The organism is Micromonospora sp. WMMB482 (genome assembly GCF_019038635.1).
Classification (GTDB): Bacteria; Actinomycetota; Actinomycetes; order Mycobacteriales; family Micromonosporaceae; genus Micromonospora; species Micromonospora marina.
In genome coordinates, this window is record NZ_JAHOPD010000020.1 from 3,763,824 (window position 1) to 3,787,122 (window position 23,299).

15 protein-coding genes and 2 pseudogenes are annotated in these 23,299 nt (G+C 74.1%); 9 read left to right on the top strand and 8 right to left on the bottom strand.

What is annotated here, in order from left to right:
- Positions 1–103: 103 nt before the first annotated feature.
- A complete protein-coding gene (locus tag KSK32_RS18965) occupies positions 104–2,461 on the top strand; it encodes a pyruvate dehydrogenase (protein WP_216932415.1) in 2,358 nt (785 codons plus the stop codon).
- 498 nt (positions 2,462–2,959) lie between these two features.
- Here KSK32_RS18965 and KSK32_RS18970 read toward each other — a convergent pair whose 3' ends face one another.
- The 3 genes from KSK32_RS18970 to KSK32_RS18980 all read right to left on the bottom strand — a co-directional run bounded on the left by KSK32_RS18970 (position 2,960) and on the right by KSK32_RS18980 (position 7,694).
- Positions 2,960–4,573, bottom strand: coding sequence for a metallophosphoesterase (locus tag KSK32_RS18970; RefSeq protein WP_216932416.1), 1,614 nt, complete (start codon positions 4,571–4,573; stop codon positions 2,960–2,962).
- A 53-nt stretch (positions 4,574–4,626) separates the two neighbouring features.
- Complete coding sequence (locus KSK32_RS18975) at positions 4,627–5,802, bottom strand: sorbosone dehydrogenase family protein (RefSeq protein ID WP_216932417.1); 1,176 nt, start codon at positions 5,800–5,802, stop codon at positions 4,627–4,629.
- An 86-nt stretch (positions 5,803–5,888) separates the two neighbouring features.
- Positions 5,889–7,694 carry a SpoIIE family protein phosphatase gene (locus tag KSK32_RS18980; RefSeq protein WP_216932418.1) on the bottom strand — a complete coding sequence of 602 codons (1,806 nt, stop codon included), beginning with the start codon at positions 7,692–7,694 and terminating at the stop codon, positions 5,889–5,891.
- A 142-nt stretch (positions 7,695–7,836) separates the two neighbouring features.
- Here KSK32_RS18980 and KSK32_RS18985 point away from each other — a divergent pair, with 142 nt between their 5' ends.
- The gene (locus KSK32_RS18985; RefSeq protein ID WP_216932419.1) at positions 7,837–8,763 is read left to right on the top strand and encodes a 2-hydroxyacid dehydrogenase; all 927 of its coding nucleotides are present in this window, start codon (positions 7,837–7,839) and stop codon (positions 8,761–8,763) included.
- A 31-nt stretch (positions 8,764–8,794) separates the two neighbouring features.
- Here KSK32_RS18985 and KSK32_RS18990 read toward each other — a convergent pair whose 3' ends face one another.
- Positions 8,795–9,178: a PH domain-containing protein gene (locus KSK32_RS18990; RefSeq protein ID WP_216932420.1), complete on the bottom strand. Its 384-nt coding sequence runs from the start codon at positions 9,176–9,178 to the stop codon at positions 8,795–8,797.
- 482 nt (positions 9,179–9,660) lie between these two features.
- On the opposite strand from KSK32_RS18990, the gene KSK32_RS18995 reads away from it, so the two are divergent.
- Entirely contained in the window at positions 9,661–11,982 is a 2,322-nt protein-coding gene (locus KSK32_RS18995; RefSeq protein WP_289256332.1) for a GGDEF domain-containing protein, read from the top strand.
- Positions 11,983–11,993: 11 nt separating this feature from the next.
- Here the strand turns inward: KSK32_RS18995 and KSK32_RS19000 are convergent, their stop codons facing one another.
- Positions 11,994–13,019, bottom strand: coding sequence for a LacI family DNA-binding transcriptional regulator (locus KSK32_RS19000; RefSeq protein ID WP_216932421.1), 1,026 nt, complete (start codon positions 13,017–13,019; stop codon positions 11,994–11,996).
- A 354-nt stretch (positions 13,020–13,373) separates the two neighbouring features.
- On the opposite strand from KSK32_RS19000, the pseudogene KSK32_RS34985 reads away from it, so the two are divergent.
- From KSK32_RS34985 to KSK32_RS34990, 3 genes and pseudogenes are all read left to right on the top strand, one after another.
- A pseudogene (locus tag KSK32_RS34985) lies at positions 13,374–13,478 on the top strand (carbohydrate ABC transporter permease); the annotation flags it as partial.
- 34 nt (positions 13,479–13,512) lie between these two features.
- A complete protein-coding gene (locus KSK32_RS19010) occupies positions 13,513–15,960 on the top strand; it encodes a glycoside hydrolase family 2 protein (RefSeq protein WP_216932422.1) in 2,448 nt (815 codons plus the stop codon).
- Positions 15,961–15,963: 3 nt separating this feature from the next.
- Positions 15,964–16,271, top strand: a pseudogene (locus KSK32_RS34990) (hypothetical protein); the annotation flags it as partial.
- Here the strand turns inward: KSK32_RS34990 and KSK32_RS19015 are convergent.
- A complete protein-coding gene (locus KSK32_RS19015; protein WP_216932423.1) occupies positions 16,181–16,891 on the bottom strand; it encodes a DUF4386 domain-containing protein in 711 nt (236 codons plus the stop codon). The pseudogene KSK32_RS34990 and the gene KSK32_RS19015 overlap by 91 nt on opposite strands.
- 91 nt (positions 16,892–16,982) lie before the next feature.
- Here KSK32_RS19015 and KSK32_RS19020 point away from each other — a divergent pair, with 91 nt between their 5' ends.
- Complete coding sequence (locus tag KSK32_RS19020) at positions 16,983–17,684, top strand: TetR/AcrR family transcriptional regulator (protein WP_216932424.1); 702 nt, start codon at positions 16,983–16,985, stop codon at positions 17,682–17,684.
- A 44-nt stretch (positions 17,685–17,728) separates the two neighbouring features.
- Positions 17,729–17,902, top strand: a complete 174-nt coding sequence (locus KSK32_RS19025) for a hypothetical protein (RefSeq protein WP_216932425.1) — start codon at positions 17,729–17,731, stop codon at positions 17,900–17,902.
- Positions 17,903–17,976: 74 nt separating this feature from the next.
- On the opposite strand, the gene KSK32_RS19030 is transcribed toward KSK32_RS19025, so the two are convergent.
- Positions 17,977–18,687, bottom strand: coding sequence for a hypothetical protein (locus KSK32_RS19030; protein ID WP_289256333.1), 711 nt, complete (start codon positions 18,685–18,687; stop codon positions 17,977–17,979).
- 82 nt (positions 18,688–18,769) lie between these two features.
- Complete coding sequence (ilvD, locus tag KSK32_RS19035; RefSeq protein WP_216932426.1) at positions 18,770–20,617, bottom strand: dihydroxy-acid dehydratase; 1,848 nt, start codon at positions 20,615–20,617, stop codon at positions 18,770–18,772.
- A gap of 110 nt (positions 20,618–20,727) precedes the next feature.
- On the opposite strand from ilvD, the gene KSK32_RS19040 reads away from it, so the two are divergent.
- Positions 20,728–23,163, top strand: coding sequence for a bifunctional diguanylate cyclase/phosphodiesterase (locus KSK32_RS19040; RefSeq protein WP_216932427.1), 2,436 nt, complete (start codon positions 20,728–20,730; stop codon positions 23,161–23,163).
- Positions 23,164–23,299 lie beyond the last annotated feature (136 nt).

A 23,299-nucleotide genomic window follows, 5' to 3' on the forward strand; every position in this document is an offset into this window, starting at 1 on the left:
GGGCCCCTTCTTAACGCCTGGTGCATGGGAAGGGGCCCTTCCTAACGCCTCGCCACCCCCTTCCCGGACAGGGCGTCAACGGCGACGCCCGGATGGAGTCACCGTGAACCAGCACGACCTCGACGTCCTCGACGAGATCCAGCGCCGGGTGCTCTGGCTCGCCACCCGCATCGTCGACGCGGCCAACCACGACCGCGACACCGGTGACGGGGTGAAGGTCGGCGGCCACCAGGCATCCAGCGCCTCCCTGGTGACCGCGATGACAGCGCTCTGGTTCCACCACCTGGACGCCGAGGACCGCGTCGCGGTGAAGCCGCACGCCTCGCCGGTGTTCCACGCGATCCAGTACCTGCTCGGCAACCTCGACAAGTCGTACCTGCCGCAGCTGCGGGCGCGCGGCGGGCTCCAGTCGTACCCGTCGCGCACCAAGGATCCGGACGAGGTGGACTTCTCCACCGGCTCGGTCGGCCTGGGCGCCGCCGCGCCGCTGTTCGCCGCTGTCACCCGCCGCTACGTCGACGCGCACTTCGGGCCGCGCCCGCACTCCCGGTTCGTCGCCATCATCGGCGACGCCGAGCTGGACGAGGGAAACATCTGGGAGGCGGTCGCCGACCCGGCCACCACCGGGCTCGGCAACGTGATGTGGCTCGTCGACTTCAACCGCCAGTCGCTGGACCGAGTCGTCCCCGGCATCCGGATCAACCAGTGGCGCGGCCAGTTCGAGGCGGCCGGTTGGCACGTCGTGGAGGTCAAGTACGGCCGCAAGCTGGCCGAGGCGTACGCCCGGCCGGGCGGTGAGACGCTGCGCGACTGGATCGACCGGATGCCCAACGAGCAGTACCAGTCGCTGTTCGGGCTGGCCGGACCGGCGCTGCGCAAGCAGTTCCTGGACGGCGCGCCGGCCGAGGTGGCCGCGTTCGTCGCCGACATCGGCGACGACGAGCTGGGCCCGCTCGTCACCGACCTGGGCGGGCACGACGCGCAGGCCATGCTCGACGCGTACGCCCAGTGCGACGCCGTCACCGACCGGCCCAGCGTCGTGTTCGCGTACACGGTCAAGGGCTGGGGCCTGCCGATCGCCGGCAACCCGCGCAACCACTCGGCGCTGCTCACCACCGAGCAGGTCGGCGCGCTGCGCGCCGCGCAGGGCCTGACCGCCGAGACCGAGTGGGACCGGCTCGACCCGGCGTCCCCGGCCGGCATCCGGGCCGGCGAGCGCCGGGAGGCGCTGTCCCGCGCGCCGCGCGAGCGTGCGCTGGGCGTCACCGTTCCGGAGACCACGCGGGTACGCGCGAACAAGCCGGTCTCCACCCAGGAGGTGTTCGGCCGGGTGCTCGTCGACCTGGCCCGCGATCCGCAGGTGGCGCCCTACCTGGTCACCACCGCGCCGGACGTGGCCACCTCGACCAACCTGGCCGGGTTCATCAACAAGACGGGTGTCTTCGCCCCGACCGAGCAGCGTTCCTGGACCGAGGACCGGATGCTGCGCTGGACCGAGAGCCCGGCCGGGCAGCACATCGAGCTGGGCATCTCGGAGATGAACCTGTTCCTGCTGCTGGGCCAGCTCGGCCTGTCGTGGGACCTGTCCGGTCAGCCGCTGCTGCCGGTGGGCACCGTCTACGACCCGTTCGTGCTGCGCGGTCTCGACGCGTTCCTCTACGGCACGTACTCCGGCTCACGGTTCGTGGTGGCCGGCACCCCGTCCGGCATCACGCTCGCCCCCGAGGGCGGGGCGCACCAGTCCACCATCACCGCCTCGGTCGGCCTGGAGCTGCCCGGGGTGACGTTCCTGGAGCCCGCGTACGCCGGCAGTCTCGACTGGCTGCTCTGCGACGCGCTCGGGCAGATCGCCGGTGGCTCCGCTCCGGCCGCGACCGCCGCGCCGGCCGAGGACGGGGCGTACTACTTCCGGCTCAGCACCCGGCCGATCGACCAGGCGCCGTTCGAGGCCGCCCGGGCGCGACTCGGGGACGCCGTGCTGCGGCGGCAGGTGGTGGCCGGCGCGTACCGGCTCGTCGACGCGCACCAGGCGTACCCCGATCTGGCTGATGCCCCGGTCGTGCAGCTCGCCGCCTCCGGTGCGGTGCTGCCGGAGGTGCTCGCGGCCGCCGCGGAGCTGGCGGAGGAGGGCGTGGCCGCGCACGTGGTGGACGTGACCAGCCTGGACCGGCTCTACCGGGCGTGGCAGCGGACGCTGCGCCAGGGCGTGCGGACCGCGACCGTGCCGAGCGTGCCCGGCGCGCTGCGGTCGGCGTTCGCCGACCGGGTGCCGGTGGTCACCGTGCACGACGCGGCCTCACACGCGATGGCCTGGCTCGGCTCGGCGGTCGGCGCCCCGGCGGTGCCGCTCGGCGTGGACGAGTTCGGCCAGTCCGGCAGCGTCCGGGATCTGTACGAGCTGCACGACCTGCTGCCCGGCAGCATCGTCAACGCCGCGCTGGCCGCGATCGCGCTGCGCTGAGGCGCCTCCGCTTCCGCTGCGTTGACCGCTTTTTGCCGGGAGCCGGGCGGCCCGGGGGGCCTCGCGCGGTGGCGGTGCGGCCTCCGTGGGTGCCTCGGCCGCTCGGCTCGCCGGCCTTCCGGCTCTCCCGGAGCGGCTCCCGGCTCGGCGGTCGTCCCGGCCGACCCGGGTGGCGCGGCCGACGGTCTCCTCACGGAACGTCACTGCTGGCCCGGTCGCAGGGAGTAATCGCCTGTGGCGGCCCCAGGGAGCACCAGTCGGCCCCTTTGCTCTGCAGCCATATCCGCAGCATTGCTCTGAGCTGGGGCGGAGTGGACGGCTCGCCGCTCTGCACCCACCCACGCGGTGACTCTCGGTGTCTGCTGCGCCGATGGGTGCAGAGCAAAGTCGGCAGCGCGGGATCCCGGCACTGGACGGCTTCATGACGCGGAGTAACCGGTTGTCAGTGCGGCAGAGCGGCGGGCTCGACCGCGAGGGAGGGCGGCAGAAACGGGACGGTCAGCTGGTGGGGGTGGGGCTCAGCGTGGTCGTACCCGGCGATGGCGACTCGGAGGGCCCGCGGGTCGGGGTCGGGGTGACCGGCACCTGGTCGCCCTTGGCCGGGTCGCGGATGACGTGCCGTTCCAGGTTGACCTGCGACTGCCCGGTGCCGCCCACGGTGATGTCGTCGTACGCCTGGAGCAGCTTCTGCTGGTCGAAGTAGAGCACCGTCATGGTCAGCGGGGTCGGCTTCTCGCCCTCCAGGCCGCGCAGCCCGGCCCCGCCGGTGGAACCCTGCACCATCAGCGTGGTCGGCTGCTTGTCCTCGACCTGCGGCAGCTTCGACACCTGCCGCGAGTGGGTGTGCCCGGAGAGCACCAGCGGACAGGCGCCCGAGAGCGGGCCGGCCGAGGCGGGATCGTGGACGAGCGCGATGTCGACCTTGCGTGGCGACTTCTCGATCGTGGCGGCGAGCTTCTCGCCGGTGCCGATCACCTGGTCGGCGACGGCCGAGGTGAGGCCGCTGCCGGCGGGTGAGGTCTCCTTGTCCGGGGTGAAGCGGGGGTCGCCGATACCGGCGATGGTCAGCCCGCCCACTGTCGTGACCGAGTTGTTCAGCACGATCGCGTTTGGCTGCTGCGCCACCGCCGCGGCGGTGCGCGGCGAGTCGTGGTTGCCGCGGATGAACACGTACGGCTTCTTGAGTAGGCCGATCGAGCCGACGAAAGACGCCTCCGGCTCGCTGCCCCAGTCGGTCATGTCGCCGGTGTCGATCACCACGTCGATGCCGAACTGCTCGACCACGGTACGGATCAGCTGCCAGCCGGTCGGGTTGAGGTGCATGTCCGACACGTGCAGCACCCGGGTGGTGCCGGGCGACGGCTGCACCACCGGCAGGGAGGAGACGGTGGTGTAGAGCTTGCTGACGTTGCCGACCAACCGTTGGAGCTGCTCGGCGTACTTGGTGTAGTCGTTCGCGATCCGCCGCGCGTCACCGACGATCGCCGGTGCGTTGACCAGCAGGCCCTCGTACCGCGGCTCCTCGATCGCCTGCGGGCGCAGAGTGCTCGCGGCGGCACCGAGGCTGCCGGCGGTCACGACCAGCGCCAGGCCGCCGGCCCAGGCGGTGCGCCGGACGTCCCGGAAGACGAGCGCGCCCAGCAGCAGCGTGGCCAGCACGACCGAGGCGAGCGTACGCAGCCCGAGCCGCATCACGCCGTCGCGGACGTCCTGGACCGCCGACTGGCTGGCCCGGCTGATGCTGGCCGGGTCGCCGATGAGCGCCTCGGTGCGCCCCTGGTCCAGCGAGCCCACCTCGACGGTCAGGTACGCCGGGCCGTCGTGGCTGTCCAGCAGCAGCGCGCCCAGCGGCGGGATGTCGACGGTGGTGCCGCCGCTGAGCGACGGGCTGAGCCTCAGCTCGGCCCGGAACGGGCCGATGTCGGTGCCGACGTGGCCGCCCGCGTACGTGCCGACCACGATGCCGCCGAGCGTGACCGCGAGCACAGCCAGCACGACACCGAGCCGGCGCAGCCGGTGACCCGGCCGCCACACCGTCCAGCGGCGGGCGCCCCCGCGCTCCGGAGACGTCTCGTCCCCGGTGCGGTGCTCTTCGTTCTCGTGACCGTCCATATTGAGATTCTGACCTGCCCCTTGAGCGATCTTGGCAAACCCGGTGGGCCGGATCAGCTCCGGCCGGCGCCCCCGTCGGCGAAGACCAGCCGCAGGATGCGGTCGTCCTCGGCGGTGGGCGTACCCCGCCCGTCCCGGTTCGAGGTGCTGACCCAGAGCGAGCCGTCCGGCGCCGTCGCGGCGGCCCGGAGCCGACCGTACCGGCCGGTGAGCAGGTCACGCGGCTGACCGAGGACGGTGCCGTTGCCGGCCAGCTCCACCAGCCAGAGCCGCTGGCCGCGAAGGCAGGCGGCGACGAGCTGGCGGTCCGCAGCCGCCAGGCCGGAGCAGGAGGCGTCACCCGTGGGCCACTGCGTGATCGGGTTCACGTAGCGCTTGTCGTCGCCGCGCCCCTCGACCCGGGGCCAGCCGTAGTTGCCGCCCTTGTTGATCTGGTTGATCTCGTCCCAGGTGTTCTGACCGAACTCCACCGCGTACATCTTCTTGTCCGACGTCCAGGCGAAGCCCTGGACGTTGCGGTGACCGGTCGACCAGACCGGCGACCCGGCGGTGGGGTTGCCCGGCGCGGGCTTGCCGTCCGGGGTGATCCGGAGGATCTTGCCGCCGAGGCTCTTGGCGTCCTGCGCGTTCTCGGTTCGCCCTGCGTCCCCGGTGCTGGCGTAGAGGTGGCCGTCCGGCCCGAAGCCCAGCCCGCCCCCGTTGTGCGTGCCGGACTTCGGGATGCCGGTCAGGATCGGCTTCGGCGCCTGCCCGAGCTGCATCTTCGCGATCCGGTTGTCGTCCTCGGCCGTGTAGTAGACGAAGACCGTGCGGTCCCGGGCGTACGCGGGGGAGACAGCGATGCCGAGCAGGCCGCCCTCGCCACCGGCGGCCACGTCCGGCACGGTCTGCACCGGCCGCACGGCCAGCCCGTCCGGGCCGGACTCCGGGCCGACCTGAAGGATCCGCCCCTTGTCCCGCTCGGTCACCAGCGCCCCGCCGTCGGGCAGGAACGCAATACCCCACGGCACCTCCAGCCCCTTGGCCAGCACGGTGGCCACCACCTGCTGGCCGGCCCCGCCGGGACTCGCGGTGCTCGACGGTGTCGGCAGATTGGGCGGCGCGCCGGCCGGATCAGGCTCGGGCTCGCCGAGGGCGCAGCCGGCGGTGCCGAGCAGCAGCGCCGCGCAGGACGCCGCCAGCGCCGTCCGGAGGCGGCGGACACGGGGGTACGCAAGACGCGGGCTCACCCGCCCCAGCCTAGCCGGGCGGACCGGCGAACCGGGCACGTCACGCGCGCGCCTGTCCGCGTCCGGCCGTTCGGGGGAGTGCCGGTTCAGCCGGCCCGCAGCGCGAGCAGGGCGACGTCGTCCTCCCACTGCTGCGCGGCGGCGAGCAGCCGGTCGCAGAGCAGATCCAGCGGTACGCCCGGCCCGCCGGCGCCGAGGTGCGTGATCAGGTCGGCCTGTCCCTCGTCGATCGGCTGGTCCCGGCGCTCGATCAGCCCGTCGGTGTGCAGCAGCAGCGTGTCGCCCGGGGCGAGGGTCAGCGTCCGGCCGGTGCGCCGGGGCGGCCGGGCCAGGCCGAGCAGCGGCCCGCGACCGTCCGCCACCGAGACCGTGCCGTCGGCGCGGACCAGCAGCGGCGGCGGGTGCCCCGCGTTGCACCAGGAGACGCGCAGCCCGCAGCCGGCCGGGCGGATCCGGGCCAGCACGGCGGTGGCGACAGTGGGCACCCGCAGCCCGCCCATCGCCCGGTCGAGGTGGGCCACCAGATCCTCCACCGGATCGTCCCGCCCGTACGCGTTGCCCCGCACCAGGTTGCGCAACTGGCCCATGGTGGCCGCCGCCTCGATGTCGTGCCCCGCGACGTCGCCGATCGCGGCGATCAGCTCGCCGTCGGGCTGGACGAAGGCGTCGTACCAGTCGCCGCCCACCTCCACCCGGTCGGCGGCCGGCAGGTAGCGGGCGGCCAGCTCGATCCCGGGCACGGCCGGCAGGCTCGGCAGCATGCTGTGCTGGAGCACCTCGGCGACGTGCCGCTGCTCGCCGTAGAGGCGGCTGTTGCCGACCGCCTGTCCGGCGCGTACCCCGATGTCCTGAGCGGTGCGCAGGTCGCTGGCGTCGAAACCGCGCCGTCCGTGACGGTTGACCAGCGTGACGGCTCCGATCACCCGGTCCCCGGCGGCGGTGATCGGCACGGTCAGGTGGGAACCGACGCCGAGCCGTTCGGCGAGCGGCACCAGCTCCGGGTGCATGGTGCCGCGCGCCACGTCGTCCAGGCCGGCCTCGGCGCGCACCACCGGCCGTCCGGTACGCAGGACCGACCGGATCTGCGACTCCGCGCTGAGCCCGGTGGTCAGCAGCCCGGCGAAGCGCGCCAGGTCGGCCTCGCGCTCGGCGTCCCGGTGCACGCCGGTGACGGTGCGCGGCCGGCCGGCCGGGTCGACGAGCGTGATCAGGCACCAGTCGGCGAGCAGCGGCACCATCGCGTGCCCGAGCCGGTCGACCGCAGTGGCCACGTCGAGTGTGCCGCCGAGCATCTCGCTCATCCCGGCCAGCATGGCGAGCCGGTCGTGCGCCTCCTCCGCGCGGCGGCGGGCCTGCTCGGCTCCGCGGACCGCGATGCGCAGCCGCAGTTCCGAGGAGCACGCGGCGGCCAGGTCGGCGAGCGTACGCAGCTGCTCCTTCGTCCAGGCCCGGGGTTTGCTGTCGATCGCGCAGAGCGAGCCGAGCACCCGCCCGTCGAGGTCGGTCAGCGGCATGCCCGCGTACGCGACCACGCCGAGATCCTCGATCGCCAGGTTGAGGCGTACCCGGGGGTAGAGGCGGGCGTCGGGCAGCACCAGCGGCATCTCGATGTCGACGACGTGCTGGCAGAACGAATGGCTCAGCGGCGTCTCCCGGCGGGCCGCCCACGGTTCCGGCAGCCCGGTGGCGCCGGGGAAGAACTGGCGGTCGGCGTCGACCAGGGAGACGAGCGCGACGGGTACGTCGAGCAGGTCGCCGACCAGCCGCGCGAACCTGTCGAACGCCTCGTCCGGTACGGCGTCGAGCCGCGTCTCGTCGAGTGAGCGCAACCGGTCCGGGTCGGCGAGCGCCGGAATCGGCACGGACCTTCGCCCCGGGCCGTCCTCGCTCATCGCCACCGCCCTCAGCAAGCGGAACACCCGACCGGCGTCCCGCCCTCGGTTATACCCCGCCGGGCCGTCACGACATGCCTCGCGGGGTGTTCGTCACGGGTCACGCCGCGCCCGCCGGTCGGGGCGGATATCGTCGGCCGTCGTGAAGGCATGGATCCCGCACTCCGAGGGCCGCCGGCTGCTCGGCGAGCCACCGCCCGGCGTCACCGTGGAGCTGCTGGACGACCCGCGGCGGCTTCCGTCGTCCCCGGCCGGGGTGCGGTTCTGGGTGCCGCCGTTCCTGTCCGGCCCGGACGCCGGCGCGCTCCTGGCCGAGCTGCCCGACGTCGAGGTGGTGCAACTGCTCTCCGCCGGGGCGGACGCCTGGGTGGGACGGATCCCCGACGGCGTGACGCTCTGCGACGCCCGGGGCGTGCACGACTCGCCCACCGCCGAATGGGTGGTCGCCGCGATCCTCGCCTCGCTGCGCGGGTTCGCGCCGCTGGCCCGGGCGCAGGCGCGGCGCGAGTGGGCGTACGACGAGGTGGCGCCCACCGACGAACTTTCCGGCAAGCGGGTGCTGATCGTCGGTGCCGGCTCGATCGGCACCGCGGTCCGCGACCGGCTCGCCCCGTTCGAGGTGAGCTTCACGCTCGTGGCCCGTACGGCCCGCCCCGACCAGGGCGTGCACGGGGTGGACGAGCTGCCCGCGCTGCTGCCGGAGGCGGACGTGGTGGTGCTGCTGGTGCCGCTGACCGAGCAGACCCGGGGCATGGTGGACGAGCGTTTCCTCGCCGCGATGCCCGACGGCGCGCTGCTGGTCAACGCCGCCCGGGGGCCGGTGGCCCGTACCCCGGCGCTGGTCGCCGAGCTGACCTCGGGCCGCCTGCGCGCGGCGATGGACGTCACCGACCCGGAGCCGCTGCCCGCGGACCATCCCCTGTGGGAGCTGCCGAACGTGCTGCTCACTCCACATGTCGCCGGCTCGGTACGCGGGCTGCTGCCCCGCGCGTACCGCCTGGTGGGCGAGCAGCTGCGCCGGTACGCCGCCGGGAAGGAGCTGACGAACCGGGTGGTCGACGGCTACTGATCGCCGGTGGCGCTGCTGGTCGCCGGCGGCTTCACTGATCGCTGCCGGTGCCTGGTAGCTCCTGCCCGGTGACGGCGATCAGCCGGGGCAGTTCGGTGGCGCGTACCGCCGGCAGCATCACCACCTCGCCGTCGTCGAGCCGGGCCACCGCCCGGCCCCTGGGGTCACCGGCGAGTTCGGTGACCCGGTTCCACGGCACCCGGCGCTGCCCGACGAGCGCCCGCAGCCGCAGCTCCCGGGCGTCGGCGTCGGTGCCGGCGCGCCACGCCCAGACCGCGACGGCGAGCGGTACGAGCAGCACCCAGAGCAGCCACCAGCGGGCGGCGGCCAGCGGCAGCGCGCCGATGAAGGCGACGAGCGCGGCGACCAGGATGGCCTGGTTGTGGCGGAAACGGACGGTATCGGCGCGGCTCACCCTCCGATGATCCCACCCGGCCGGTTCACGCCGCCCGCGGGCGTCCCCACTCCCCGGGTCGAGCCACCCGCCGCGCCCGCCCTTCCCGCGCCCCACTTCGCCGCAGGCTGCCCGCCGCAGATCTTGGTACGGCCCCGCCCCTCGCGGGGCGGTTCGGTACCAAGATCACCCCGGCTGGAGATCTTGGAAGCGTTGGGCCCTCCTGAGGGCCCGCTTTCTTCCAAGATCTCGTGTCGGCAGACGGCGCGAACCCGGCGGCGTCTATGGTGTGACGGACGTCACTGGCCCGGTGACGTCACCGGGCGCTTCCGGGATCGTTTCTAGGCGTGGCCGCAGCGGTCCCCGCCGATGCGTTCCCGCCCCGCCCCGCCCCGACTCCGCACGTCGTACCGCGCACCGCAACCGCACCGCCCCCGTGCCCCCTCACGAAGGCGACCGCCGTGCCCGTCCCCCCTCCCGCCGCTCCCCGTCGGCGATCAGCCGTGCCCGATGTCGTCGTGTCGCTCACCGGCGCGGCCTTCCTCCTGGCCGGCGTCGCCGGTGCCCTGCCCGGCCCCTCCGCCGCCGCGCTCGCCGTCGCCGGAGGCTTCGCTCTCGCCTGTGTCCGGCTCGCCTGGCTGGCCGGCGCCGCCACCCCGCCCGACCGTCCCGCGCCGACGGACCGTCCCGCGCCGACGGACCGTCCCGCGCCGACGGCCCGTCCCGCACCGGCAGACGAAGCGCCCGACCTCGCCGGCACGCACGACGCGGCGGCGCTCGACCCGCGGACCGGGCGGCGGGCTCGCCGGGCTGCGCTGTCCCGCCGGGTGGCGGCCATCCTGGACAGCGCCGTCCTGGTCGCCGGGCTCACCGTCGCGGTGCTGCCGCTGAGCGACACCGCCCACCGGCTGCCGATCGCGCTGGCCGGGCTGTGCCTCACCGGACCGCTGCACGTGACGGGCCTGCTGCGCCTGCCGGGCCGGTCGCGGCTGTCCGGCCCGGAACTGGTGCGCCGTACCGTCGACGTGCTGGCGCTCGGCGTCAGTCTGGTCTTCGCGGGCTGGATGCTGCTGCCGGGCGGCCCGGTCCCGGCTGTCGCCGGGGTCGTCGCGGCGGGCGGCGCGGTGGTGCTCGCCGTGCTCGCGGTGGCGGCCGTCGCCGAACGCCGCCGTCGGCCGGGCGCGGCGCGCTGCCACGCCGGGGCCGCACTGACGCTCGGCGGGCTGACGCTGCTGGTGGTGCTGCTGGCGTACGACGCGCCGGACCGGGCGCTGCCGCTCGTCGCGGCGCCGCTGGTGGCCGGGGCGCTGCTCACCGCCGCCGGCGCCCGGCGTACCTCGGGCGGCGAACGGCCGGGCCGGGACGTGGCGCCGGCCGCCTGGCCCCGTCTCACCGCGCCGGCCGGGATCGCCGCGCTGGCCGCCGGAATCCACCTGGGCACGGCGGGCGAGTTCAGCACCGGCGCGATGGCCCTGGGCCTGGCCGTCATTCCGCCGGTCATGGTGGGTGAGCTGCTCGCCGCCGCCGACCAGCGCCGCCGCGTGCAGCGGCTCGCGGCCCGTGAGGCGTGGTTGCGGCGCCGGCTCGGACCGGACACCCGGTCGGCCGGGCCCGGGCCCCTGACGCGCGCGGATCTGGTCCGGGCGATGGCGGAGCGCAGTGGTGGCGCGCTGCTCGTCGTCGACCTGCACGGGATGGGCGGCGCCGCGGCGGAGGGGCCGGTGCTGGCCGAGGCCGCCCGTCGGCTGCGGGCGGGCTCCGAGACGCGCGATCTGGTCGCCCGGCTCGGCGACTCCGAGTACGCCGTCCTCACCGACGTCGGGCCGGTGCTCGCGTACGCGCTCGGCCTGCGGCTGCTGGCGGCGCTGGCCGAGCCGTACCCAGGGCCCGGAGGCGTCGCCCGGCTCGGGGTGAGCGTCGGACTGGCCGAGACCGGCGGCGGCGACCCGGAGGACGTGCTGCGGCAGGCGGACCTGGCCCGCCGCCGGGCCGTGCAGCTCGGCCGGGACCGCGTCGAGTGGTACGACGCCTACCTCGAGGAGCAGCTGGTCCGCCGCCTGGATCTGGAGCGGGAGCTACCGGGCGCGGTGGCGCGCGGTGAGCTGGACCTGGTCTACCAGCCGGTGGTGGCGCTCGCCGACCGGATGCCGGTGGGAACCGAGGCGTTGCTGCGCTGGCGCAGCCCGGCGCTGGGCACGGTGCTCCCGGCCGAGTTGCTGCCGGTGGCGGCCGACCTCGACCTGACCGGCGAGATCGGGCGGTGGGTGCTGGACCGGGCCTGCCGCCAGCTCGCTGCGTGGTCGGAGGGCGGTCGCGAGCTGTGGATGGCGGTCAACGTGACGCCGCGCGAGCTGGCCGCGCCGGACTTCGTGGCGCGGACCGCGACCGCGCTGGCCGCGTACGGTGTGGCACCGGAACGGCTGGTGGTGGAGGTGGCCGAGCCGGTGGTGGGCGCGAAGCCGTCCACAGTGGTGGCTCGGCTGGCCGGTCTGCGGTCGGTCGGGGTGCGGATCGCGCTCGACGACTTCCGGGCCGAGCACGCCTCGCTCGCGCAGCTCCGCCGACTGCCGATCGACCTGCTCAAGGTGGGCCCGCACCTGGTCGGCCCGGGCGGGGACGGGCAGCGCCCGCTGATCGACGTGGTGGCGAACCTGGCCGACCGGCTCGGCGTGGAGCTGGTGGTCGAGGAGCTGGAGTCGGAGGGGCAGGTGGCCGGCGCGCGGCGGGCCGGCTGCCGGTACGGCCAGGGCTTCGCGCTGGCCCGGCCGGCGACCGCCGAGCGGGTGGAGGCGTGGTTCGAGGAGTACCCGTCCACCGCCCGGTGAGCTGAACCGGTTCAGTGGACCGTTGCACGAGGTGGCGCGGTGCTGCCGCGTGGCGTCAGGTGCGCGGTCTCGTCCTGCACGACGGCGGCCGGCTCGCCCGCGATCACGGCCAGGAGCTGCCGGGCGGCGTGCGCGCCGTACGCCGGGATGTCCCGGCCCAGCGCGGTCAGCGGCGGGTGCACCAGGCGGCAGAGCGGTGAGTCGTCCCAGGCCACGATGGACAGGTCGCCGGGCACGGTCAGGCCCATCTCCTGGGCCACCGAGAGCCCGGCGATCGCCATCACGTCGTTGTCGTAGATCACCGCGGTCGGGCGGCCGGCGGAACTGAGCAGCCGGCGGGTGGCGCGCGCGCCCTCCTCGCCGGTGTAGTCGGACCAGACGGTGGTCGCCTCGTCCAGCCCGAGCCGCCGGCACACGCCGGTGAACGCCTCGGTGCGGATCTCGGTGTGCAGCAGCGAGGGCAGCCCGCCGACCCGGGCGATGCGGCGGTGGCCGAGCGCGACCAGGTATTCCACGGTCTCGACCAGGGCCGCCGCGTCGTCGGCCCAGATGCTCGCCAGGCCGCCGGTGTGCCCGGGCCCGCCGATCACCACCGCCGGCAGTTGCAGTTCCTCCAGCGCCGGCACGCGCCGGTCGTCGATGCGCAGGTCGCAGACGAGCACGCCGTCGACCCGGCGTTCGGCCCACCACCGCCGGTAGACCGCGATCTCGGCCTCCTGGTCGCTGACCACCTGGAGCGTGAGCGCGTACGAGCGGGCCGACAGTTCGGCCTCGACGCCGCTGATCAGCCCCATGAAGAACGGCTCGATGCCGAGTATCCGGGCGGGGCGGCACAGCGCCAGGCCGATCGCCTTGGCGGTGGCGCCGGACAGCGCGCGGGCGGCGCTGCTCGGACGGAACCCGATCTCGGCGGCGATGGCGAGGATCCGCCGGCGGGTCGCCTCGGAGACCCCGGGCTGCCCGTTGAGCGCGTACGAGACCGCACCCTTGGAGACCCCGGCGCGCCGCGCGACGTCGGCGATGGTCGGCCGCTTCACCGAAGCGTTCCTCCACTGTGTCCGGCCCTCGCGGGCGCTCTCGTTCGCCGGATCACCGGCGTCTGGTGACGCTACTGCACCCCGCGCCGGCGCCGGGTGTCACCGGCTGTGGTGGCGGACGGGTTCCGGCGGCCGTCTCTGGTGCGGTTCAGCTTAGAGCGCCGACCGCCCGGCACCTGCCCCGGACAGCCGTTGACGGCAGTCGTGAGCGGCGGCGATTCTGCCGGACGGGCATATCGGTGGCCGCCCGTTGACAGTCCAGAAGGCGAACCGTACGGTGGCCTTACTTATCCGGTTCAGTCGACGTTCCCTGATACCGGGAGCGATCCCACTCGGTGCGGAGGACGACATGGGAAGCTCGGCGTCGTCGCGCTCTACATCGTGATGGGCAAACTCGGCTGGAACGCCACACTGCTCGCGATCATCGCGCCCGGCCTGGTCACCGCGTTCGGCGTGTACGCGACGATCGTGCTCCCGAAGGCGCGGTGAAGTCGTGAGCCGTCGAACCCTGCTGCACGAGGGGTGGACGCTGCGGGCCGCGCCCGGTCCGGAGGTGCCGCCGGAGATCGCCGGGACGGCGGTGCCGGCGACAGTCCCGGGCTGTGTCCACACCGACCTGCTGGTGGCCGGCCTCATTCCCGACCCGCACCTGGACGACAACGAGAACCGCCTCGCCTGGATCGGCCGCACCGACTGGCTCTACGAGACCACGTTCGCCGGGCAGCCCGGTGACGACGACCGGGTCGATCTGTTCTGCGCCGGCCTCGACACGGTCGCCACCGTGACGCTCAACGGCGTCGAGGTCGGCCGCACCGAGAACCAGCACCGCTCGTACCGCTTCGACGTCCGCGCGCTGCTGCGCCCGGACGGCAACACCCTGGCCGTACGCTTCGACTCCCCGTACCGGTACGCCGAGGCGCACCGGGACCGGCTCGGTGACCGGCCGAACGCGTACCAGGAGCCGTTCCACTTCATCCGCAAGACCGCCTGCAACTTCGGCTGGGACTGGGGACCGACGCTCGTCACCGCCGGCATCTGGCAGGACATCGGCCTGCACGCCTGGTCCACCGCCCGGCTCGCGTCGGTCCGGCCGCTGGTCACGGTGGTCGACGGCACCGGCCGGGTCGAGCTCCGCGCCGAGGTCGAGCGGGCCGCCGACGAGCCGCTGACCGTACGCGCCGCGGTCGCCGGGGTCACCGCCGACGTCGCCCTACCGGCGGGGGAGCGGACCGCCGTCGTGACGCTCACCGTCGCGGACCCCGCGCTGTGGTGGCCGATCGGGTACGGCGACCAGCCCCGGTACGACTTCGACGTCACACTGCACGGCGCCGACGGCCGGGAACTGGACGGCACGTCCCGGCGGGTCGGGTTCCGCTCGGTGCGGCTGGACACCACGCCCGACGCCCACGGCACCCCGTTCACGCTGCACGTCAACGACGTCCCGGTGTTCGTCAGGGGCGTCAACTGGATCCCCGACGACGCGTTCCCCAACCGGGTCACCCGGGAGCGCCTCGCGCAGCGGTTCGCGCAGGCGGCCGGCGCGAACGTCAACCTGCTGCGCGTCTGGGGCGGCGGCCGGTACGAGTCGGACGACTTCTACGAGCTGGCCGACTCCCTCGGGCTGCTGGTGCAGCAGGACTTCCTGTTCGCCTGCGCCGCGTACCCGGAGGAGGAGCCGTTCCGCACCGAGGTCGAGGCGGAGGCGCGGGAGCAGGTGACCCGCCTGGCCGGGCACCCGTCGCTGGTGCTGTGGACCGGCAACAACGAGAACATCTGGGGCTGGCACGACTGGGACTGGCAGGAGCCGCTCGCCGGGCGCACCTGGGGACGCGGCTACTACCTGGACCTGCTGCCGGCGATCGTCGGCGAGCTGGACCCGACCGTCCCGTACTGGCCGGGCAGCCCCTGGTCCGGCAGTGAGGACATCCACCCCAACGACCCGGCGCACGGCACCACGCACATCTGGGACGTGTGGAACACCGACGACTACACGCGCTACCGGGACTACGTGCCCCGGTTCGTCGCGGAGTTCGGCTACCAGGCGCCGCCCGCGTACGCGACGCTGCGCCGGGCCCTCTCCGACGACCCGCTCGCGCACGACTCGCCGGGGATGGCACACCACCAGAAGGCGGCCGACGGGGACCGCAAGCTCCGGCGCGGACTCGACGCGCACCTGCCGCCGCCCACCGACTTCGACGACTGGCACTACCTCACCCAGCTCAACCAGGCCCGTGCCATCCAGCTCGGCGTCGAGCACTTCCGCTCGCACCGGCCGGTCTGCACCGGCACCGTCGTGTGGCAGCTCAACGACTGCTGGCCGGTCACGTCCTGGTCGGCCGTCGACGGCGACGGCCGACCCAAACCCCTGTGGTACGCGCTGCGCCGCGCCTACGCCGACCGGCTGCTCACCGTGCAGCCGCGCGACGGCGGGCTGGCGCTGGTGGCGGTGAACGAGACCGCCCGGGCGTGGCGCGGGCCGGCCACCGTCACCCGGCTGGCACTCACCGGGGAGCCGAGGGCGAAGACCTCGGTCGACCTCGACGTCCCCGCGTACTCCTCGGTCGTGCTGGCGCTGCCGGCGGAGCTGGCGCGGCCGGACGACGGCCGCGCCGAACTGCTCGTCGCGGACACCGGGGACACCGCGGAGCGCGCGCTGTGGTTCTTCGCCGAGGACCGCGACGTGCGGTGGCCGGCGGCGCGGTGGGACGCGACCGTCGAGCCGGCGGACGGCGGACAGCGGATCCGGGTGACCGCACGGACCGTGCTGCGCGACCTGACGCTGTTCCCGGACCGCCTCGATCCGGCCGCGCAGGCGGACCGGGCGTTGGTGACCCTGCTGCCGGGGGAGAGCGCTGTCTTCACGGTGAGCGCCACGCGCCCGCTCGACGCCGACGCGCTCACCTCCCGCCCGGTGCTGCGCTGCGTCAACGACCTGATCTGAGGGGTCGCCGGGGCCGTCGCGGCGATCTTCGGCGGCTCCAACCTCCAGGTCTCCGGTCCCACCGGGGCCATGCCGGTGCTCTCCGGCATCACCTCGGGCCACGACCAGGTGCTCAGCACCCTCGGCGTCGCCGACGAGCTGCGCGGCGAGGGCCTGGTCTTTCGGACACCCCGGCCGCGATCCGGTATGCCCGTGGTGTCGCCCTCGCCGCGAGCCCGGCCTATGCGCCGGTCACCGCGTCCGCCGCCGCGCGCTTCCGTGCGCCCGGGCCTGCTTCGGCCTGCTTCCGCACGCCGAAGACGATCAAATAGCCGAGGATCCACAACTCGCCCACGGTGGCGGGGACCACCAGCAGGTCGCCGGCGATGCCGGCGCCGGGGGCGAGGTACGCGACGAACGTCATGAGGACGTAGCCGGCGCCACCGGCGACGAGGATCCAGCCCAGCGGCCGGGGCAGCCAGCCCGACCGGAGCACGCACCAGCCCATCGGCATCAGCCAGAGGCCGAAGAAGAGCCCGCCCACCTCCCACAGGTTCTCGCTGACCAGGTAGAGCAGCTGGACGGTGTCGGCGTCGCCCGGCCCGTCGGTCGCGACCCGCAGGGCCGTCGCGAGCATGGCCGCGCTGCCGAGGATCGCGACGGCGTTGACGATCCCGAAGGCGGCGATGCTGCCGGCGGCGGTGCCGTCGACCGTGCGGAACAGGCGGTAGAACCAGACGGCGGTGAGCGTCTGGGTGAGGACGACGAGCAGTTCGAGGGCGATGCCGGCGCGGGCCAGCGACTCGTGGGCCACCAGGTTGGCGAGCGTCGTGGCGGCGTCGTCGGCGTCGAAGATCATGGACCGGGCGGTGAGGAACCCCAGGGCGCCGGTGACGGCGAGCCCGAGGTAGAACAGCCCGGTCGCGCGGGCGGTACGGATCAGCTGTGGCATGGCGGCTCCTAGGGGTGCGCGACGCGCCGTCGCCGGGGGGACGGCTGCCTTACGTCGTAAGGCTGACCATACGTTGTAAGGTCAAGAGGAGATGGGGAGCCGGATGGGAACGCGGAAACCGCGGAACCCGCTCAGCCGCGAGCGCGTCCTGGTCAGCGCGATCGCCCTGGTCGACGCCGAGGGGATGGCGGCGCTCACGATGCGCCGGCTCGCCGCCGAACTCGGTGTCGAGGCGATGTCGCTCTACCACCACCTGCCCGGCAAGGGCGGGCTGCTCGACGGCCTCGTGGACGCTGTCGTCGCCGAGATCACCTCAGCCGCCGACCGGGCCGAGGCGGACGCGGCCCGCGCGGACTGGCGAGCCCGGCTGCGGCTGCGCTTCCTCGGCGCGCGGGCGGTCATGCTGCGGCACCCGTGGGCCCCCGCGCTGCTCACCGGCCGTCCGGCCGTCCCTGCCGGGTTGTACGTCTACTACGACGGCATCGTCGCCACACTCGTCGACGGCGGCTTCTCGTACCGGATCGCCCACCGGGCGCTGCACGCCTTCGGCAGCCTGGCGCTCGGCTTCTCGCAGGAGGTGTTCCAGCCGTCGGCGGGTGAGGAGACCGACGCGGAGGCCGCGGAGGCCGAGATGGTGGCGCTGGCCGAACGGCTGCCGCACCTGGCCGCCATGGTCGCCGCCGAGACGCACGACGCGGCGGACCCGACGCTCGGGTGGTGCGACAGCCAGACCGAGTTCGAGTTCACCCTCGACCTGCTCTTCGACGGCCTGGAGCGACACCTGCCGAGCTGACGCACCGGCGGATTCGGGCGGCGCACGCCGGGTACCAGAACGGCATGACTGACCCGGTTGAGCTGTCCGAACTGCACGCCGGAGGCGCCGACCCCGACGACGTCACCCCGGACGAGCCGCACGCCCACCTGGACGGCACCGACGAGAACTCACCAGCGGAGTTCGGCCTACCCATCGACGGCACGGCACCGGCCGAGGAGAACCCCGCCCAGCGGTGAGTGGAACGTCATGGGTGTCAAACGGGTGCGGAGACACCCATGGCGTTCCATCCGAGGGCGGCAAAGGCCGAGCGCTAGTTGGGCAGGGCGGCGAGGCCGGCCAGCAGTTCCCACCGCTCGGCCTCGGTCAGCGCCGCGTACGCCGGTTCGTCGCGGCGGTCGGTGTCCGCCTCGATCGCCGCGCGTTGCGGGCCGTCCGGCAGCGTGCGGATCTCGTCGGCGGTCAGCCCGGCGGCCCGCCACGCGGCCCGGTGCGCGTCGGCGCGGTGATGCCGCAGCGAGCCCAGCCGGGTGACGAGCAGCAGCGCCGGGGAGGCGCCCGCCGGCTCGTACGGCGGGGACATCGCCCGGAACACCGGCCCGCCGGTGGCCTGCGCGTGCGTCAGCACCCGGCCGACCAGGTCGGCGAGGCGGGGCACGATGCTCAGCCCGGGCAGCATGGTCCACTGTTCCTCGGCGGCCTCACCGGTGGCCCGCTGGGCGAACAGCGTCAGCTCGCGGCCCAGGTCGGTGAGGTGCCAGGCGCCCTCGGTGTCCCGGACGACGACACCCTGCTCCAGCTCCTCGGCCATGCTGCCGGACGTGTAGACCAGGCCGTCGGCCAGCGCCTCGGCGGGCATCGGCCGGGCCAGCACACCGGAAAAGAAGCTGTTCTCCGCGCCGAGTGTGCAGCCGCGTTCGGCGTAGAACGCCTCCATCCGGGCGCGGGCTCCCCAGCGGGCGCCCACGTAGACCCGGTCGATCGCCGGGCGGACCAGTCGCGCGTAGCTCACCGTCGTCTCCACGCCGACGGACCCTACCGACGCGGGGGTGTTAAGAAGGGCCCCCTCCTCTACCGGAGGCGTTAAGAAGGGGCCCTTCCTTACGTCACTCGGGGACGCGGCGGTAGGCGCCGTCGCTGGCCGAGGTCGCCATCGACGCGTACGCGCGCAGCGCCGCCGACACCGGACGCTGCCGGTCGACAGGGGTGTACGGGCGGTCCCGCTTCTCCTCGGCCACCCGGCGCGCCTCCAGCTCGTCGGCGGGCACGTTCAGCTCGATCGACCGGCCCGGAATGTCGATGACGATCTCGTCGCCGTCGCGGACCAGCGCGATCAGTCCGCCGGAGGCCGCCTCCGGGGAGACGTGCCCGATGGACAGGCCGGAGGTGCCGCCGGAGAACCGGCCGTCGGTCAGCAGCGCGCAGGAACGGCCCAGCCCACGGCCCTTGAGGAACGAGGTGGGGTAGAGCATCTCCTGCATGCCGGGGCCGCCCTTCGGGCCCTCGTACCGGATCACCACCACGTCCCCGGCGACGATCTCCTTGGCGAGGATCGCGGTCACCGCGTCGTCCTGCGACTCGTAGACCTTGGCCGGTCCGCGGAACGTCAGGCACTCCTCGGGCACACCGGCGGCCTTCACCACGCAGCCGGCCGGCGCGAGGTTGCCGTGCAGGATGGCCAGTCCGCCGTCCGCGCTGTACGCGTGCTCCCGGTCCCTGATGCAGCCGCCGGCCGCGTCGGTGTCCAGCGACGACCAGCGGTTGGTGGTGGAGAACGGCTCGGTGGTGCGCACCCCGCCCGGCGCGGCGTGGAACAGCTCGACCGCCTCTGGGTTGGCCGAGCCGCCCCGGACGTCCCAGTCGGCCAGCCATCTGTCCAGGGTGGGGGAGTGCACCGCGCGCACGTCGCGGTGCAGCAGCCCGGCGCGGTCCAGTTCGCCGAGGATGGCCGGGATGCCGCCGGCCCGGTGCACGTCCTCCATGTGGTACTGGGGCGAGTTCGGGGCGACCTTGGCCAGGCAGGGCACCCGGCGGGAGATCGCGTCGATGTCGGCGACGCCGAAGTCCAGTTCCGCCTCGCGGGCGGCGGCGAGCAGGTGCAGCACGGTGTTCGTGGAGCCGCCCATCGCCACGTCGAGGGCGATCGCGTTCTCGAACGCCGCCCGGCCGGCGATCGAGCGCGGTAGCACCGAGGTGTCGTCGTTCTCGTACCACTGCTTGGCGATCTCCACGACGGTGCGCCCGGCCTCGACGAACAGCGACCGCCGCGCGGCGTGGGTGGCGAGCGTCGACCCGTTGCCGGGCAGCGCCAGGCCGATCGCCTCGGTGAGGCAGTTCATCGAGTTGGCGGTGAACATGCCGGAGCAGGAGCCGCAGGTCGGGCACGCGGAGCGCTCGATCTCGCGGAGCTGGTCGTCGCTGACCGCCTCGTTCGAGGAGGCGATCATGGCGTCGATCAGGTCGATCTTGCTGTGCACCACGCCCTCGATCGCCACCGTCTTGCCGGCCTCCATCGGGCCGCCGGAGACGAAGACGGTCGGGATGTTGAGCCGCAGCGCGGCCAGCAGCATCCCCGGGGTGATCTTGTCGCAGTTGGAGATGCAGACCAGGGCGTCCGCGCAGTGCGCGTTGACCATGTACTCCACCGCGTCGGCGATCAACTCCCGGCTGGGCAGCGAGTAGAGCATGCCGCCGTGGCCCATGGCGATGCCGTCGTCCACGGCGATCGTGTTGAACTCCCGGCCGACGCCGCCGGCCTCGGCCACCGCGTCGGCGACCAGGCCGCCGAGGTCCTTGAGGTGGACGTGACCGGGTACGAACTGGGTGAAACTGTTGGCGATGGCGACGATCGGCTTGCCGAAGTCGTCGTCGGTCATCCCGGTGGCCCGCCACAGGGCCCGGGCACCGGCCATCGTCCGACCGTGGGTGGAGGTCCTCGACCGCAGCTCAGGCATGACAACCAGTCTGACACCATCCGCGCCGCGATCCCCCGGCGCGCACCCTGTGTCCCAACAGTTGCACACCCGGTGCCCCACGGGGGGCGCTCATCCGGCAGAGTTGACGCGTGCAGTCGTCCCCGGGGATGGTCACCGTCGCGGTGTTGAGCGGGATCGCCGCGGCTGGTGCCGCCGTGCTGCTCGCCGCGTCGGTGCGTCACCGCACCGGCCCTCGCCGCCCGGCCCACCTGCTGCTCGCGGTCGCCGCCGGTGCCGCCCTGTTCAGCCTCCTGGTCGGTCTCGGCGGCCTGCTGGCCGCCGGTGACCACTGGGCGCACCGGCAGGGCCAGCGGACCGGGTGGGCGGTCCTCGTCGCCGCCGGTACGACGCTCGCCGCGCTCGGCCTCGGCGCCGCCGTGCTGCGCCTGCCCGGCGCGGCCGCGACCCGGGCCGCCACCGCCCGGCTGCTGCTCGACGGCCTGATCATGGGCAGCGCGCTCTGGTTCGTCGGCTGGGTGGCGTTCAGCGAGCCGACCCGGCTGCTCGGCGACGCCACCCCCGTCGCCTGCCTGCCGATCGTGCTGGCCACCGTGAGCGCGGCGCTCACCACCGGGCTCACCGTGATCGTCGTGCTCCGGGTCGCGCCGCCGCGCGGGTGGCTCACGCTGCTCGCCGCCGGCGCGGTAGCGGTGACGGCCGGCGGGCTGGGCGTGTCGGCAGGGCTCTGTCAGGCCGGCCCGGGCATGGTGCTCACCGGCGCGGTGCTGACCGCCGCCGGCCTGCTGGCCACCGCCGTGGCCGGGCGCCGCGCCGACCTGACACAGCTCGACGTCGACTTCATCCGCCGCGACGGCGAGTACGCCTTCGTGCCGATGTTCGCCATGGCCGCCTCCGCGATCTACCACCTGGTGCAGGGCGGCGGGTTCGACGGGTACGCGATCGTGGCCGGCACCGTCGAGGGGTTCGCCCTGGTGACCCGGCAATATCTGGCCCTCAACGACGTCCGCGGCTACGCGATCCGGCTGGCCGAGCGGGAGGCACACTTCCGCGAGCTGGCGCACACCGACCCGCTGACCGGGCTGGCGAACCGGCGCGGGCTGCTGCGTGCCCTGCACCGCAGTGCCGAGTCGGGCATGCCGTGCGTGCTGCTCGGGCTCGACCTCGACGGCTTCAAGAACGTCAACGACATGCGTGGGCACGACGTCGGCGACGCGGTGCTGATCGAGGTGGGGCGGCGGCTGCGGGGCAACCTGCGCCCGGGTGACCTGGCGGCCCGGCTCGGCGGCGACGAGTTCGCGGTGCTGATGCACGGATCGGCCGAGCCCGGCCCGGTCGCCGACCGCCTGCTCGGGGTGCTCGGCCGCCCGTACGAGCAGGGGGACGGTCCGGTCTTCCTGTCGGTGAGCATCGGGGTGGCCGCCGGGCAGGGGGAGCAGGACGTCGAGCTGCTGCTGCGCAACGCCGACCTGGCGCTGCGCTACGCCAAGCAGCGGGGCAAGAACCGGATCGAGCGCTACGACGCCACGTACGACCAGTTGCTGAGCCGGCGGACCCGGATGGAGCACGAGCTGCGCGGCGCGATCGAGCGCGACGAGTTGCGGCTGGTCTTCCAGCCGGTGGCCTCGCTGCCGTCGGTGCGGCCGGTCGGCGCGGAGGCGCTGCTGCGGTGGCGGCACCCGGAGCTGGGCAACGTCCGGCCGGACGAGTTCATCCCGCTCGCCGAGGAGTGCGGGATGATCGCCAAGCTCGGCGCGTGGGTGCTGCACCAGGCCTGCTACCAGCTCTCCCGCTGGCTGGCCGACGGGCACGACGTCTGGGTGTCGGTGAACGTGTCGCCGCGCGAGCTGCACGCCCCGGAGTACGTGGTCCAGGTCGCCGAGGCGCTGCGCGCGCACCACGTGCCGCCGCAGCGGCTGGTGCTGGAGGTGACCGAGCACGCGGTCGCCACCGACCTGGACGAGCTGATCCGGCGGCTCACCGCGCTGCGGCTGACCGGCGTCCGGATCGCGCTCGACGACTTCGGCGCCGGCTACTCGTCGCTCGGCCAGCTCCGGCGGCTGCCGATCGACATCCTCAAGATCGACCACAGTCTGGTCGCCGAGCACGAGCCGGTACGGCCGATCGGACGGGACGGCCCGGCGTTCGCCCCGATGGTCGACATCGTCATGCGCCTGGGCCACCAGCTGGGGCTGGAGGTGATCGCCGAGGGCGTCACCAACCCGGCCGAGCTGGCCGCCGTGGTGGCCGCCGGCTGCCGGTTCGGCCAGGGCGCGCTGTTCGGCTGGGGCGTACCGGCCGAGCACCTGGAGGCGATGCTGGAGGCGGCCACGGCACCCGGCAACCGGCACACCGCGATGCCGCCGGTGCCGCCGCCCGCGCCGGCGCGCGCCCCGTCGCCGCTGCTGCACCGGCTGCGCAACAACCCGCCCGCCCCGCGTCCCTCGATGGAGGGATCTTCGCAGGTGGCGCCGGGCGCCCAGGGGGTGCCGGCGGCCGACACGCCCACGTCCGTGAACCAGAATGTGGGATCAGTTGACTCATCGCGTGAGATGCGTCAGGCTTAGCCGCATGTCGTCGAACCGGTCGCCGCGAGTACTTACCTGAGCGCACTCTTCCACCGAGAGTGCGCTGGCCCCGTGCATCCTGCACGTGGGCTTTTTTGTTGCCGTCGGACCATCGCCGGGACCTCCCCGTCCCATC

Bases quoted from the DNA above. Each gene is read 5' to 3' on its own strand.
- KSK32_RS18970 (WP_216932416.1), bottom strand. From the start codon at position 4,573: ATGGACGGTCACGAGAACGAAGAGCACCGCACCGGGGACGAGACGTCT.
- KSK32_RS18980 (WP_216932418.1), bottom strand. From the start codon at position 7,694: ATGAGCGAGGACGGCCCGGGGCGAAGGTCCGTGCCGATTCCGGCGCTC.
- KSK32_RS19015 (WP_216932423.1), bottom strand. From the start codon at position 16,891: ATGCCACAGCTGATCCGTACCGCCCGCGCGACCGGGCTGTTCTACCTC.
- KSK32_RS19020 (WP_216932424.1), top strand. From the start codon at position 16,983: ATGGGGAGCCGGATGGGAACGCGGAAACCGCGGAACCCGCTCAGCCGC.
- KSK32_RS19025 (WP_216932425.1), top strand. From the start codon at position 17,729: ATGACTGACCCGGTTGAGCTGTCCGAACTGCACGCCGGAGGCGCCGAC.
- ilvD (WP_216932426.1), bottom strand. From the start codon at position 20,617: ATGCCTGAGCTGCGGTCGAGGACCTCCACCCACGGTCGGACGATGGCC.